Genomic DNA, 12,882 nt, shown 5'->3' on the forward strand with positions numbered 1-12,882 from the left:
CACAATACAGTCACCATCTTCTTCAAGTTGCTTAAAAGCCTTTTTTAAAAATGTCCTTTACAAAGGGTACACTTTAAATAGTGCTGGCTTTTTTATTTAAGGCTGCCAGAGCAGGCGAAGCAGGAAAAGGATTTGCAGTTGTAGCGGATGAAGTAAGGAAATTAGCCGAACAATCAGCAAATGCAACGAATCAAATCGCGGATATTATTAGCCATATTCAAAAGGAAATAAACGAAGCGATAAAAACAATGGCAACGGGTACGGAAGAAGTTACGACAGCTACACACCATATGTCAAATCAATCAAAACTTGTAGCAGCTTCTACAACAATTGTTCAAAACTTAACGAATGAAAATTTAGCCGGTGTCCAAAATATCTCTGCATCAACAGAAGAACAATTGGCGTCCATGCAAGAAATTTCTGCATCTGCAGATGAATTGTCCGTCATGGAGGAAGACTTACAAAAAGTTATACAACAATTTAAATATTAATAAATGGAAAGCCTGTAACGATAAGTTGCAGGTTTTTTTCATGGGGAAACAAATCTTTTATTAATAAAAGAGAAATCCTTTTCATAATCGAAAACTATTCGAAGGTTTCAAGGGTATATATAGTGAATGCATTCAGTAATGAAGAGAAAGGGTGTGAATAATGAAGGAAGCGGAAATTGTTCACCAATTTCAAAATGGTGACGCCAGTGCCTTTCGGAATTTATATGATCTTTATTTTGATTATGCAATCCGGGCGGCCACAATTGTAATGAATAACAATCATTTCTATGCGAAAGATGCTGTACAAGAAACGTTCATACGTGTCTATCAAAATATTCATTTATATGACCCATCTAAACCTTTTAAACCATGGTTTTATAAAATTCTTTTGAATGAGTGCAATCGAATTTTAAAACGAAATTCTAATGTCATTAGCATTGGTGATCGCATCGGCATGTTAGAGCAAGAGGGTCATCTAAAGGAAGAAATGAGTCGTTATGTTGAATATGAAAACTTATATGATGCTATTCAGAAGTTGGATTACCATAACCGGATACCGATCATATTGAAATATTTAAATGGATTTAAAGAACAAGAAATTGCTGAAATTATGGACGAAAATATAAACACGATTAAATCTCGATTATTAAAAGGAAAACAAAAACTTAAACGCTTCCTAAGCTCGGATAAGGAGGGGGATAAAAATGGATGATAAAAAAATGGAACGGGATATATATAAAACATTAAAAGGCCATACAGATGACGTAGTTAATGAAAGGGAAGAGATATGGAACTATATCGAGTCCCAAATAAATTTACAAGAAAACAAATTGATACCTACAACAAAGAAGAAAGAGGAGAAAAAAGTGAAACAGCGAAAAAAATCAACACGACGCTTGTTTGGTTTAGTTGTTGCGGCAGCGATAGTTGTCCTCGTCTTTGGTATGTTCACAACGAATACGGGTCAGGCATTTGTTGAACAAATAAAACAATATTTTGTGCCTGAAAAAGAAGTAATAACGGAAATCGAAGGGGATCAAGAACAAAGTGAAGTCATTCTTCAAGAACGGGTAGATTATATTATTTATATAGATGAAGAAAGGTATCAACTTGTTCAAGAGGGGGGGGTGGATAAAATTGTTCCGAAAGTACCTTTAGAAGATAAATATCCAGAAGTATCTATGACGATTTCTCAAATTGTAGACAAAACGCCTGAGCAACTGGCAAATGAATATGCAGATCAACTTAAAAGCTCCTTTGAAACCGTTAAAGAAATTGAATCAGTCACAGAGCCGGTCAATGGACTTTTAGTTTCTGCTATCGATGGTAATGAATGGGATAGTAAAGTGAATAAACTATATATTATATCAAACGGACGGGAAGGCAGTTTTGTATTTGATTTAAAATACTTTCTTGAAGCTTCTGAAGGACACGGGGCAAGATTTTATCATATGTTGAAAGAGTTCCAAATTGTCGAAGAATAAAATTATGTTATAATAATAAATAGGTATCTCTAATGAAAGAGATACCTATTTATTTATCCTTAGAAATTCCCTATAATTGGAATAATACTTATGAAAAAATTCCGTTTGCATAATGGGGATTTTTTATTGTTTGACCTTCTTAAAAAAACAAATGTCCATCTTGGGGAGAATTTTCTTGAGTTCCTTTTCAATATACGATAAAATTTTCTTATGTTAAATTTTTCGAATTGTTTGTTTTTAACAATTAAAGAAACATTCGTGTGAAGAGTCAATAAAAAACTATCGAATTGCGTATCTAGGGCGATAAGTAGGGTAATTTTAAAGCGAGGGTTAAAATTTTATTAAAACTTTTTCCGTAATCTTTAAGCTCGAAAAACGCCAACGATTTAGATGTACAGTGAAGATGGAGGCGAGTATAGAATGGCAACAATCAAGGCTGCCATCTTAGGTTTTGGCACAGTAGGTCAAGGAATATTTCATGTTTTAAATGAAAAACGTGAAGAACTTCGTGACAAATTAGGATTGGAATTAGAAGTAGCAAAAATATTAGTACGTGATCCATCAAAAGAACGGGTGCCAGGAACAGCCCACCTTTTAACTGATAGTATCGACGATGTTCTTTCTGTTAAAGGACTCCAAGTCGTATTTGAAGCGATTGTGAATGAAGAACCTTCATTTACATATTTAAAAAAGGCTGTTGAAAACAAATGTCATGTTATTACGGCCAATAAAGTCATGTTTGCTAAGCGTGGACTTGAATTGCAAGAATTAGCAAAACAAAACGGTGTATTTGTCGGTTATGAAGCGACAACTGCTGGCGGAGTACCAGTTATTAAAACGATGAAAAATATTTTATTAGTCAATGAAGTATCAAGTATTCAAGGTATTTTAAATGGTACGACGAATTTTATTTTGACGAAAATGCGTTCAGAAGGTTTATCCTTTGATGACGCTTTAAGGGAAGCTCAAGCATTAGGCTATGCTGAAGCGGATCCATATAATGATATTTCTGGCCAAGATGCCTTTAAGAAACTAATGATTTTAAGTTCTTTAGCCTTTGGAGAGCAACCAAATTGGGCAGATGTAGAAGTCATTGGAATCGATTGTATTACATCAAATCAAGTTGCTGATGCAACTGAACAGGGTCTTCGTTACCGCCACGTAGCAGAAGTTGAAAAGCATCCGGATGGAACGATTTATGCTAAAGTTGCACCGATGTTAGTAGATAAAGAGCATCCACTTTATCCAATCGATGATGTTTTTAATGCGGTTACGATGGAAACGAACTACATTGGAACGTTGACATTAATTGGACCTGGTGCAGGTATGTATCCGACGGCAAGCGTCATGGTAGAAGATTATGCTGAAATTATTGGCAAACGCGCAGGTTTTGTCGTATCGATATAAAAACATCTTGAGGCGTTTAGAAACTCCTCAAGATGTTTTTTTATTAATATAAATTGGAACGATCTCCAATTTATTTAATTGTATAAAGTTTATCGATTAGTCTTCATCTTTAATATCTGGATCTTCAGGTATTGGGGTATTTCGCCAAATTTCGATTTCTTCTTTAATACGTTCTAATTGCTCATAATAAGTGTCGAACTGGGCGCTGTTTACGAGGAATTGTTCTCCGTCATGCACCGCTTTTATTCGGCCAGCATAAATGTAGCGAAGAACTTGTTCCTCTGGCATCGAGATGTCTTTCGCTGTTTCAGCAACAGTTTTATACATGTATGATGACCTCCTTCTAATAGTATTATATATAATTTTAATTGAAAGCACTGTTTAGGGACAGAGTTTAAATATATTCCTAAAGAAAGATGGAAGAATAGCATAGTTTAATCAATATGTACTTAAGGGGTGTAATGTTTGAAGATTTTACCATACATATTTGTGTTACTAGCAGCAATGCTTTGGGGGACAGTAGGAACGACTCAAACGTTTCTTGAAGGGGGGATATCTTCCATTGCTGTTGCATCTGTACGATCAGCAATTGGTGGAGGAATATTGCTAATTATTCTTGTGTTCATGGGGAAAATAAATTTTCGAAAATGGTCTTGGAAATGGACCATTCTAGCTGCGTTAACCATTGCATTATTCCAATCGTTATTTTTTACATCGGTTCGATTTACTGGCGTAGCTCTTGGAACAGTTATAACAATAGGCAGTTCACCGGTATTTTCAGGTATAGTAGAATGGGCGATTTGGAAAAGAAAACCGAATAGACTATGGGGAATCGCTACATCCCTTGCTGTAATAGGATGTGTTTTATTATTTGTTAATAGAGGAGAAGCAACCGTACATCCTGTCGGTATTTTACTTGCGTTATGTGCCGGTCTAATGTTTGCCCTTTATACGAACTGTAGTAAGCAGTTAACAGAGCGGGAAGAGACTCTCCCAGCTGTTGCTATGACTTTTACGATCTGTTCTTTAATGTTAATTCCTTTTTCACAAGACGGCGTCAAATGGGTATTTTCGTCACAAAATTTAGTACCGATGCTCTTTATGGGCTTAGCGGCAACGAGTATCGCTTATATTTTATTTTTAGCAGGTTTAGAAAAAATAAGTTCCTCCTCTGCTGTTACCTTATCTTTAGCAGAGCCTTTAACAGCAGCATTACTTGGTGTTTTTCTAGTAAATGAATATTTAAGTCCGACATCTTGGATTGGGGTAATATTATTGCTAGGAGGAATTGTTGTATTAACAGTAGGGGGAAGGAAATCGAATAGTGGTCAGAAGATAGGTGATTACTTCGAAATTCCTTCTGATAGTTCAAGTTAATATGATAGATATTTGAGAACTTGCCTCTCAAGACTTTTATTGTATCGACGCAAAACAGCATGTTGAATCAATAAAAAGAAACCGTTTGTGGAAAATTTCAAAACGGTTTCTTCCTTATACTATGGAATATAGAGATTAATAAGTTGGTTCGTTGTTTATCTCTATACTAGGTTATTTTGAATAGTTTTTGGCTTTATAAATTTCATGAAAATAAATCGTACTACTGGTCCCATAATGATAATTTGTAAAGGCAATGCCATAACAAAGTTTTTTCCAAATAAAGCGAAATACTCTGTAATAACTGAGTTATTAGTAAAACCATTATGGATATAAGTTGTGACTAATCCGTAAATTGACATGAAGAACGCCATCCCAATCACCATACAAGTTGAAATGGCAAGGACAGTATAGACTTTTTTTGATGAATTTGCCGTTAGTCGCAAGGCGATTTTTTTTGCATAAGGTCCTACTAAAAATAGATCCAGTATGAAGGCGATTGTAAACCCGATTAAAAAATCGGATATTCCTTCTAAGAACGTAATTTCCCCAAACATCCCATTCAGGTATAAATTATATATGGTCATTACAAGTACCATTCCAAAACACATAATTAATCCAAAATAGAAACTTTCTTTTTTTGTTGTTGGCATAAGTTAACACTCCTTTCTGTGTACTAGTAGTATTATAGTGATTCGATTTGTGCTTCGTAAGTGAAAAGTTTAGGGCTATTTTGTGTCACGAAACGTACGTTAAAGAATTGAGGTAATCTCATTATTAATGAGCAGTATCAATTTTTTATGCTGATTGGTTATATGAGAAGAGTTTAAGGATTTAACTTACATAAACAACTATATTTAACCCCGTTCCAAAAAAGAACGAGGTTATTTTGTTTAAGATTTTAAAAGAGATCCCCTCTAAAAATAGTAATCCCATATAAAGTCTACAATCTATCCTAAAACAAAGTTAAAATATGGTAAGATACGAAAATAAGTATTTTACAGCGATCATATTAAAGTTCACTAAAACACATTAATTTCTTAAGAATTTCGTAAGACGTATACTCTCTAAAGTTATATATATATCAGTAATTTGAGAGGGTACAGAAGACATGTACCCCAATTTGTACCCCAATTAACACCATAAATTAAAAGTTAATGGTCTCCTCAATCACTTTTATTGCTTCTTCTTCTTTTTTCCTTAGAGAGTGTGCATATACTTTTAACACCATTTCTACCGTATCGCCTATTAACTTAGCCACGGTAGTTACCGGTATTCCCTTAGAAATTAATAACGAGGCATAAGTATGTCGTAATGCATGTGGTGTTACACGTTTAATAGCACCAAATTCGAAAGCTCTTTCCATCAGGTAATTTGGGAGTGAACGAGAGATTGGCTCTGTAGTAGAAGGGTTGATTAGTACATAATCCGTTTCTTCTAATTTGAACCCTAAACTAAGTTTCTTCTCTTTAGCCCATCGCTTATATTTTTTCAAATGGCTAAGCAGAGAAGAACTTATATCAATTTTTCTAATGCTGTTTTCTGTTTTAGCAGAACGTTCGCCTAAATGATCTCGTGTACGCATGATTGTAATTACTTTGTTTTGTAAATCAATGTCATGCCAGCGTAATGCTAAAGCTTCACCTTTACGCATTCCAGTTGAAATTAACAAGAGAACTAAAGTTTGGTGTGTAACACTTTCATTTTCATTTACATACTTGATTAATTGTGAAATTTCAATCTCATTTAAAATTTCATTCTCATCAACCTCTTTCTGCTTCGATTTAAATTTCGGTAAATTGACTTTTGATATTTTATTTCTTGGAATTATTTCATCTTCTACAGCAGCATTAATGATACTGTTGAAAACAGAGTGTATTGTACGTACAGTAGAAACCGAATATTTAATTGTTAATAAATCTAAAAATTCTTGATATCTCGATTTTGTTAATCTAGAAATCTTTAATTGCCCCAGTTCGGGAATTATATGATATTCAATTGCATTTTTATATTGAGCAATTGTACTAACTTTCCATTTCGATTCGTTACGAGCATACCAAGTCATTACCCATTGTTGGATGGTAAGATTATTATTATCTACTTGTTGTAAGTTACCTTTTAAAATTTCAGCTTTTAATTCAATTAACGCTAATTCAGCATCCTTTTCTGTCTCATAACCTTGTTTTGTTTTTTCTCTTCGCTTCCCATTTGAATCGTAATAACGATAACGATATGCAAACTTTTTTAGCTTTCCTTCTTTGTACCAGTAGACGTGTTCTTTTTTGGTCTTGTTTAATTGTTGTCTTGCCATTTCCACCACCTCTTTCTAATAGCAAATTCAATGTAAATATAAATAAGATTCACACTATTAACCATGCAAATTTAGCATAATACTTAATACTTGTTGGAAACATATTTAGTTAAGCGTTTAGATGCAAATTCATATTCGACGTTGAAAAGATTGCATACTTTTCTTACCGACTCATGCGTAGCGTCATATATACTTAATTCATCTAACATAAAAGAGGGAATACAAGCATGATACATAAATTGGTTGGCTTTAGCCTCTTGGTATTGCCTGAAACTTTCTCTAATGCGTCGCTGATTTCCGCTATGAAAAAGTACATGACATAACTCGTGACAAAAGTCTTGCCACATAGCTTGTTCGGACTGTTGAGAATTTAAAACAATATATGGATAGTTATTTAAGAAAATAGCCTGACTAGGTTCATGCCAGTAGAATACTCGTATCCCAAGCTTTGAAGATATTATTTTAATATTAAGTTGTAGTGGATCTAAAATACCAATACTGGTATACAACTCCTTAACAAAATCCTCAGTATGACTAGTGCAATACATACTACCATCTCCAATACTCTGATATAAAAGAGAACAAATGTTCTATTTCAGTATAAAACAAAACCCCACTTTTTAATAGTAGGGTAAAAATTATGATTTATTTTTTTCGTTTTTAATCATTTCCCAAATCATTCGAAGCTTACGAAGTTCTTCTTCATCTGATTTCGGAAGTTCTTTGTACCAGACTCCCAACTCTGGATCGTTAATGAATGCTTGGAAGTTAGATTCATCATCATTTTCAAGTTTAGGGTTATCAGTGCGACCAAGGAGATAGTCAGTACTTACTTCAAAATAATCAGCAATTAATTGTAGAGTATCGTAATCAGGCTTTCTATCCCCAGACTCATAGCGTGACAACACAGTATTTGAAACCCCAATTTTTTTTGCAAAATCTTTTTGAGAGATATTACTTTTTTCTCTTAAATATTTTATTTTAGCACCTACCGAGACCAATTCATTTCACCTCTTATTTATTATTTTATATTCATTTAATGATTTACCACAATGGTAAATAAGACAATTGCCAAAAAGGTAAAAAAACATTTGACTTTGCCAAAATGGTAATGTATATTGTATTTAAAGTTACCAATAAGGTAATGGGAGGTGAACATATGGTTAAGCATTCAGTAGTTAACCTAGCCTTGATAAAAAGTTTGAGAACCGATAAAAACATCTCTGTCGAAGAGATGTCTAAGAGAATGGGTTATCAAGGATATCAGGGTTACTACTATAAGGAAAACGGATCAAGAAAAATGAGTGCTGATGATATCGCAAAGATTTCTGTAATTTTAGATGTTCCTATAAATGAGCTTTTTTTTGAAAACTAAATTACCAAAATGGAAACTTTATTGTGGGGTAAAAGATAGGCTGTTGTACAAACAGCCTTAATAAGGAGGGTTAATATGATTCATCAACAACCATCTGATAGTGCTGTTATTCAAACTCTATTGGAAATGTCAGGAATCACAATAGAAAAATTAGAGGAGAAAGCTGAGGGGTATATTAGAGAGTCCTTGAAAATTAAGAAACTTTTTATTGACCTGGACGATTTGAAAGAAATTGTCCCGTACGAACGAGACTTTTTAGAAAAACATATTCTATCTGATCCTAGGGTTAAAAAGTATCAACGTAAAAAGGGACCATATAGCAAGAGGGTTTGGTTATATGAACCTACCATTAGAGCAATTGAAGAAATCATTATGAATGAATGGGAGGTTTAAACTCAGCATCTGGGCAGTTACATGTAATTTTGATTTGAAAGTGAGGTTGGGCATTACCTCTATAATTTCATTTTAATCTCATACAAGTTAACTTGGTATGCAACTTGTGCATATATGCAGAATCTGCATAAAAGGAGGTGAGAAAAGTGGAAGTAGATTACGGCAAATTAATCCGAATGTGTAGAAAAAGAGCAAAGTTATCACAAGAAGCATTTGCTCACTTATTACACACCACTCAATCAACAATTAGCCGAATTGAAAAAAATATTATTGTTTGTGAAGCCAAGTTTTTGGAGAAGGCGGCTAAAATTACAAACTCAGAAGATATTGTCATTAGAACTATGTTCGGCATTGATGTATTTACACAACTAGCACCAACAGTACCTATGTTTATCGGAGGTTTTAGTTTATGGATCTAAAACAAATTAATCAAAAAATCGTGACTGAAAATCTATGTTACGAAGATTTAATTGCAAGGGCAGATGTTTATAGAGAGCGTGGCGATTGGAACATGGCAAGGGAGTTATTGAAAGACGCCATTAAATCTATCAATGCACTACAAGAATTAGAGAAACGCAAACAACTACATATCATGCCACATTATTTGAAAAGAATTGGTGTGGTTGCGAAGGTGGTGAAACGATTTGCGAATCAAAGTTAAAGCGTGGAAACATCTAACACAAGAACAAAAGTTAGTATTGCTGCAATTCAGAGCAAATAAAAAAACTGCTTAATCGTTGGCGCGATTAAACAGCTATAAAAAGAAAAGATAATGAATTTAATATAAGAAAATTATAACACAAGTCAAAGATGATTGCGAATGTATATTCGCTCTCGTCAAGCAGTTCACAATCAAAAATAAAACAAAGGAAGGTGAAAACACACTTCCTTGCTCTAATACCCCTATTAATGATTGTGAGCTGCTTGATGGGATTCCATCAAAAGGTAGGTGACAAAAATGAATGAAAGTAAAAAATCCTCACAAGTTGTTGGAACAACGAGTGAGGAGAAGACTATTAACAAAGTAGTTAAAGTTACTGTACTAATGGATGGTAAAGTTATTGGTCATGTTGTGGAAAATCTCGGTTGAATATTTCTAAGTATTCCTTGTACAGAAATAAGTATTCACTGTATGGATCAAATTTAATTTCGTTTTTCCCTTGATTTGCTTGTTCTTGGATCACGTGTCTATATCTGAAATCCAACGTATACATCGCTAAATCATGAGCTCTTTGTTCATTCGTTAGCATATCTATCACCTACCTTTCTACTAATAGTTTAGCAGAAAGGAAAGTATTTAAAGTCATAAAAAAACAGGTGCAATACAGCACCTGCAATTACCTGATTGTTTTAGCGGACACTCAGAAAATAAATTTTATTTAATTATGTACCAAACTATAAAAAATATCAAGGAGCGATCATATGGAAACTTACATTCAACAATTACAACAATTTTTAGCGGACGAAAAGGAACTGTTAACAGATTTAGCCCTAGATGTAGCAAATGCTAAGAATGATTATGAACTTGCTAAAGCCAAAGCTATTTATTCAACTCAATTAGCACGTGTTAGTGGCATTGAAGACACTTTAAATATGGCACTAAAAGTTGAAGAAAAAGGGCTTACGTCAAAATGACGTTACCCTTGTGAGGGGGAGTTAACATGCAGGAATTACAAGTATTAGAGCATTTAGATAAAAGAGTACTTACTACTCAACAAATTGCTGAGGCATTTGGAACAAAAGCAAAAGTTATTACTCGTAATTTTCAACGTAATAATGATCACTATGAGCAGGGGGTACATTATTTCGCCTTAACCGGAGAATTTTTAAAACAATTCAAAGGCTCACGTCAAGATGACGTTACCCTTAAATTTGTATCAGTACTGTACTTATGGACTGAACAAGGAGCATGGCTTCATGCTAAGTCGCTCAATAGTGATAAGGCATGGCAAGCATACAACATGTTGATTACAAACTACTACCAAATCAAAAAGCAAATTGAGGAAGAATCTCAAACACTAGCAATTTCTTATAAACAATTTCAGCAAATTGAAAGGAGGGTTGAGACTTTGGAACAACTCGTAAAAAATGTAACGTTACATTCAGGTGAACAATTAAGATTACGCAAAGCCGTAGGAGCACGTGTTTGTGAATTGACAGACAATCAAGGCGCTAGACAGGCCTTGTTCCGTTCCATCTATGCAGCTCTTAAAGAACGCTATCATGTAGGCTCATATCGAGATATTAAACAATATCAACTTCAAGATGCACTACGTTTTGTCGAAAAGTGGGGGAAATAAAATTATGAATCTATTAATCAATGAACCACCGTTACAGGTGTTACCAACACTTGCAACAAAAATTGGCTTAAACAATGCGATTGTTGTTCAGCAAGTGCATTACTGGTTGCGTATTTCAAATAACATTCGTGATGGACAAGCTTGGGTGTACAAGTCCATAGACGAATGGGCAGAACAGTTCCCATTTTACTCAAAACGCACCGTTCAAAGAATTATTGCAGAGTTAGAGAGCAAAGAGATCCTTGTCGTAGGTAACTTTAACAAGCTGAAATTTGACAGAACAAAATGGTATCGAATTGATTATGAAAAACTCGAAAACCTATGTAATGGTGCATTACGACAAAATGACATTATCGAAGATGACAATTTGTCATTAAGGAATGCGCCAAATTGTCTAAATGAATCACGACAAAATGACGTAATGGACAATGACAAAATGGCAGTATCTGAACATGACAAAATGGCAGTACCAATAACCAGAGAATACACAGAGAATACAACAGAGAATACAACAGATAAAAAGAAAAGTCGCAAACAAGTTTACGACGAGTCTTCTGTACATTATCAATTAGCAAAATTGCTTTATGAAAAAATTTTAGCTGATGACCCAAGCTTTAAAGAGCCTAACTTACAAACTTGGTCAGATCATATTCGCTTGATGATGGAACGTGATGGTCGAACGGCGGAACAAATCGAATATTTAATTGAGTGGTCACAAAACCATACTTTCTGGAATTCTCATATTCTATCAACCAAGAAATTAAGGGAAAAAGCCACTACCTTGATAAAACAAATCAAGGCTGAAAATGAAAAGAAATCCGCACCTATAAAATACAATAACGGACGAACAGAAATACTTCCTGAATGGTTTAACAAGCGTGATCAACAAGAGCCACAAACTACCGAACAGCAAAACGAAACCATTGATTTCGAAGTTGAAAGACAAAAAATATTAGCTAAGTTGGAGGGGTAATATGCAATTTAGAAAAAATGGGATTCCTATAGATGTTCCAGATCAACGCCCAAAGGTTGTTACAAAAACCTTTAAAGGTCACGAAGATTTTTATAAATACAAAAAATATGCAACTTTAACAGGTTTTGAGGAAGGTTGTAAGGTGATAGCTACTGCACCTATAGAACATCCAGAGTTTAAAAACCTTCTAGATAGGGGTTATCGAGTAATTGAAACCTGGAAAAGGAGAGATATTGCGTGAGTAAGATTAAGTTTCGCGCTTTTATAAAGTCAACTAAAGAAATTGTAGATGTCGAATGGATTGATTTTATAAACAAACAAATCACATATCACCGAATTGACTTTAAAGATTTCGGATTAGTAAGCAGTGCATCTTTTGAAGAAATAGAACTCATGCAATACACAAATCTCAATGATCGTAATGGGAAAGAGATTTATGAAGGGGATATTGCTGATGTTTACTATATGGATTTTATAAAATATCGTGCTCAAATCATTTTCGGTGAGTATGAACAAGATGGTAGTGGAGGGGAGTATTCAACGACAGAGTGTATGGGCTTTTATGCAAAAGCATTAAATCCAGATGAATTAGATTCAGATGGAATTAGAATTATTCCTGATTATTGTAAAGAAACATCAATTCTAGCATTAAGTTCAATTGAAATTATCGGCAACATCTACGAACAGCCACATTTGCTAAAGGAGCATTCCTGTTAGAAGGATTTTCGAGGACTTGAACAAAAAAGAGCCCTCTTGGTATGATACGGGGTGTCA

Annotated in this window: 20 protein-coding genes; 14 read left to right on the forward strand and 6 right to left on the reverse strand. The window is 34.2% G+C overall.

The window, feature by feature from the left end; genetic code table 11:
* Window positions 1–80 precede the first annotated feature (80 nt).
* From ACH0B5_RS16760 to ACH0B5_RS16775, 4 genes are all read left to right on the forward strand, one after another.
* The gene (locus ACH0B5_RS16760; RefSeq protein ID WP_341361502.1) at window positions 81–491 is read left to right on the forward strand and encodes a methyl-accepting chemotaxis protein; all 411 of its coding nucleotides are present in this window, start codon (window positions 81–83) and stop codon (window positions 489–491) included.
* A gap of 160 nt (window positions 492–651) precedes the next feature.
* Window positions 652–1,203, forward strand: a complete 552-nt coding sequence (locus ACH0B5_RS16765) for an RNA polymerase sigma factor (protein ID WP_122971807.1) — start codon at window positions 652–654, stop codon at window positions 1,201–1,203.
* A complete protein-coding gene (locus ACH0B5_RS16770; protein ID WP_341361503.1) occupies window positions 1,196–1,975 on the forward strand; it encodes a hypothetical protein in 780 nt (259 codons plus the stop codon). Before ACH0B5_RS16765 ends, ACH0B5_RS16770 begins: the two co-directional genes overlap by 8 nt.
* A gap of 420 nt (window positions 1,976–2,395) precedes the next feature.
* Window positions 2,396–3,382, forward strand: a complete 987-nt coding sequence (locus tag ACH0B5_RS16775) for a homoserine dehydrogenase (RefSeq protein WP_122971809.1) — start codon at window positions 2,396–2,398, stop codon at window positions 3,380–3,382.
* A gap of 96 nt (window positions 3,383–3,478) precedes the next feature.
* On the opposite strand, the gene ACH0B5_RS16780 is transcribed toward ACH0B5_RS16775, so the two are convergent.
* On the reverse strand, window positions 3,479–3,709 hold the full coding sequence (locus ACH0B5_RS16780; protein ID WP_122971810.1) for a DNA-binding protein: 231 nt from the start codon (window positions 3,707–3,709) through the stop codon (window positions 3,479–3,481).
* A gap of 138 nt (window positions 3,710–3,847) precedes the next feature.
* Here ACH0B5_RS16780 and ACH0B5_RS16785 point away from each other — a divergent pair, with 138 nt between their 5' ends.
* The gene (locus ACH0B5_RS16785) at window positions 3,848–4,759 is read left to right on the forward strand and encodes a DMT family transporter (protein ID WP_341361504.1); all 912 of its coding nucleotides are present in this window, start codon (window positions 3,848–3,850) and stop codon (window positions 4,757–4,759) included.
* Window positions 4,760–4,920: 161 nt separating this feature from the next.
* Here the strand turns inward: ACH0B5_RS16785 and ACH0B5_RS16790 are convergent, their stop codons facing one another.
* From ACH0B5_RS16790 to ACH0B5_RS16805, 4 genes are all read right to left on the reverse strand, one after another.
* Window positions 4,921–5,409, reverse strand: coding sequence for a DUF2798 domain-containing protein (locus ACH0B5_RS16790; RefSeq protein WP_122971812.1), 489 nt, complete (start codon window positions 5,407–5,409; stop codon window positions 4,921–4,923).
* A 494-nt stretch (window positions 5,410–5,903) separates the two neighbouring features.
* Complete coding sequence (locus ACH0B5_RS16795; RefSeq protein ID WP_406928168.1) at window positions 5,904–7,067, reverse strand: site-specific integrase; 1,164 nt, start codon at window positions 7,065–7,067, stop codon at window positions 5,904–5,906.
* An 83-nt stretch (window positions 7,068–7,150) separates the two neighbouring features.
* Complete coding sequence (locus ACH0B5_RS16800) at window positions 7,151–7,615, reverse strand: ImmA/IrrE family metallo-endopeptidase (RefSeq protein ID WP_406928169.1); 465 nt, start codon at window positions 7,613–7,615, stop codon at window positions 7,151–7,153.
* A 90-nt stretch (window positions 7,616–7,705) separates the two neighbouring features.
* Window positions 7,706–8,068, reverse strand: coding sequence for a helix-turn-helix domain-containing protein (locus ACH0B5_RS16805; protein WP_406928170.1), 363 nt, complete (start codon window positions 8,066–8,068; stop codon window positions 7,706–7,708).
* A gap of 158 nt (window positions 8,069–8,226) precedes the next feature.
* Between ACH0B5_RS16805 and ACH0B5_RS16810 the strand changes: the two genes are divergently transcribed.
* From ACH0B5_RS16810 to ACH0B5_RS16825, 4 genes are all read left to right on the forward strand, one after another.
* Window positions 8,227–8,442, forward strand: a complete 216-nt coding sequence (locus ACH0B5_RS16810) for a helix-turn-helix domain-containing protein (RefSeq protein ID WP_406928171.1) — start codon at window positions 8,227–8,229, stop codon at window positions 8,440–8,442.
* A gap of 75 nt (window positions 8,443–8,517) precedes the next feature.
* On the forward strand, window positions 8,518–8,835 hold the full coding sequence (locus ACH0B5_RS16815; RefSeq protein ID WP_406928172.1) for a hypothetical protein: 318 nt from the start codon (window positions 8,518–8,520) through the stop codon (window positions 8,833–8,835).
* Between the two features lie 146 nt (window positions 8,836–8,981).
* Window positions 8,982–9,254: a helix-turn-helix domain-containing protein gene (locus ACH0B5_RS16820; protein ID WP_406928173.1), complete on the forward strand. Its 273-nt coding sequence runs from the start codon at window positions 8,982–8,984 to the stop codon at window positions 9,252–9,254.
* Entirely contained in the window at window positions 9,245–9,496 is a 252-nt protein-coding gene (locus tag ACH0B5_RS16825; protein ID WP_406928174.1) for a hypothetical protein, read from the forward strand. Before ACH0B5_RS16820 ends, ACH0B5_RS16825 begins: the two co-directional genes overlap by 10 nt.
* A gap of 397 nt (window positions 9,497–9,893) precedes the next feature.
* On the opposite strand, the gene ACH0B5_RS16830 is transcribed toward ACH0B5_RS16825, so the two are convergent.
* A complete protein-coding gene (locus tag ACH0B5_RS16830; protein ID WP_406928175.1) occupies window positions 9,894–10,085 on the reverse strand; it encodes a hypothetical protein in 192 nt (63 codons plus the stop codon).
* Between the two features lie 172 nt (window positions 10,086–10,257).
* On the opposite strand from ACH0B5_RS16830, the gene ACH0B5_RS16835 reads away from it, so the two are divergent.
* The 5 genes from ACH0B5_RS16835 to ACH0B5_RS16855 are packed head-to-tail and all read left to right on the forward strand — an operon-like array spanning window position 10,258 to window position 12,825.
* On the forward strand, window positions 10,258–10,470 hold the full coding sequence (locus tag ACH0B5_RS16835; protein WP_406928176.1) for a hypothetical protein: 213 nt from the start codon (window positions 10,258–10,260) through the stop codon (window positions 10,468–10,470).
* A 26-nt stretch (window positions 10,471–10,496) separates the two neighbouring features.
* The gene (locus ACH0B5_RS16840; protein ID WP_406928177.1) at window positions 10,497–11,135 is read left to right on the forward strand and encodes an ORF6N domain-containing protein; all 639 of its coding nucleotides are present in this window, start codon (window positions 10,497–10,499) and stop codon (window positions 11,133–11,135) included.
* Between the two features lie 4 nt (window positions 11,136–11,139).
* A complete protein-coding gene (locus ACH0B5_RS16845) occupies window positions 11,140–12,108 on the forward strand; it encodes a hypothetical protein (RefSeq protein ID WP_406928178.1) in 969 nt (322 codons plus the stop codon).
* A gap of 1 nt (window position 12,109) precedes the next feature.
* Window positions 12,110–12,349: a hypothetical protein gene (locus tag ACH0B5_RS16850; RefSeq protein WP_406928179.1), complete on the forward strand. Its 240-nt coding sequence runs from the start codon at window positions 12,110–12,112 to the stop codon at window positions 12,347–12,349.
* Entirely contained in the window at window positions 12,346–12,825 is a 480-nt protein-coding gene (locus ACH0B5_RS16855) for a YopX family protein (RefSeq protein ID WP_406928180.1), read from the forward strand. Before ACH0B5_RS16850 ends, ACH0B5_RS16855 begins: the two co-directional genes overlap by 4 nt.
* Window positions 12,826–12,882: the final 57 nt, after the last annotated feature.

Source organism: Ureibacillus sp. 179-F W5.1 NHS (assembly GCF_045369345.1).
GTDB lineage: Bacteria > Bacillota > Bacilli > Bacillales_A > Planococcaceae > Ureibacillus > Ureibacillus halotolerans.

Bases quoted from the DNA above. Each gene is read 5' to 3' on its own strand.
- ACH0B5_RS16790 (WP_122971812.1), bottom strand. From the start codon at position 5,409: ATGCCAACAACAAAAAAAGAAAGTTTCTATTTTGGATTAATTATGTGT.
- ACH0B5_RS16850 (WP_406928179.1), top strand. From the start codon at position 12,110: ATGCAATTTAGAAAAAATGGGATTCCTATAGATGTTCCAGATCAACGC.
- ACH0B5_RS16765 (WP_122971807.1), top strand. From the start codon at position 652: ATGAAGGAAGCGGAAATTGTTCACCAATTTCAAAATGGTGACGCCAGT.
- ACH0B5_RS16835 (WP_406928176.1), top strand. From the start codon at position 10,258: ATGGAAACTTACATTCAACAATTACAACAATTTTTAGCGGACGAAAAG.
- ACH0B5_RS16830 (WP_406928175.1), bottom strand. From the start codon at position 10,085: ATGCTAACGAATGAACAAAGAGCTCATGATTTAGCGATGTATACGTTG.
- ACH0B5_RS16810 (WP_406928171.1), top strand. From the start codon at position 8,227: ATGGTTAAGCATTCAGTAGTTAACCTAGCCTTGATAAAAAGTTTGAGA.
- ACH0B5_RS16825 (WP_406928174.1), top strand. From the start codon at position 9,245: ATGGATCTAAAACAAATTAATCAAAAAATCGTGACTGAAAATCTATGT.
- ACH0B5_RS16775 (WP_122971809.1), top strand. From the start codon at position 2,396: ATGGCAACAATCAAGGCTGCCATCTTAGGTTTTGGCACAGTAGGTCAA.
- ACH0B5_RS16795 (WP_406928168.1), bottom strand. From the start codon at position 7,067: ATGGCAAGACAACAATTAAACAAGACCAAAAAAGAACACGTCTACTGG.
- ACH0B5_RS16780 (WP_122971810.1), bottom strand. From the start codon at position 3,709: ATGTATAAAACTGTTGCTGAAACAGCGAAAGACATCTCGATGCCAGAG.
- ACH0B5_RS16840 (WP_406928177.1), top strand. From the start codon at position 10,497: ATGCAGGAATTACAAGTATTAGAGCATTTAGATAAAAGAGTACTTACT.
- ACH0B5_RS16770 (WP_341361503.1), top strand. From the start codon at position 1,196: ATGGATGATAAAAAAATGGAACGGGATATATATAAAACATTAAAAGGC.
- ACH0B5_RS16845 (WP_406928178.1), top strand. From the start codon at position 11,140: ATGAATCTATTAATCAATGAACCACCGTTACAGGTGTTACCAACACTT.
- ACH0B5_RS16800 (WP_406928169.1), bottom strand. From the start codon at position 7,615: ATGTATTGCACTAGTCATACTGAGGATTTTGTTAAGGAGTTGTATACC.
- ACH0B5_RS16815 (WP_406928172.1), top strand. From the start codon at position 8,518: ATGATTCATCAACAACCATCTGATAGTGCTGTTATTCAAACTCTATTG.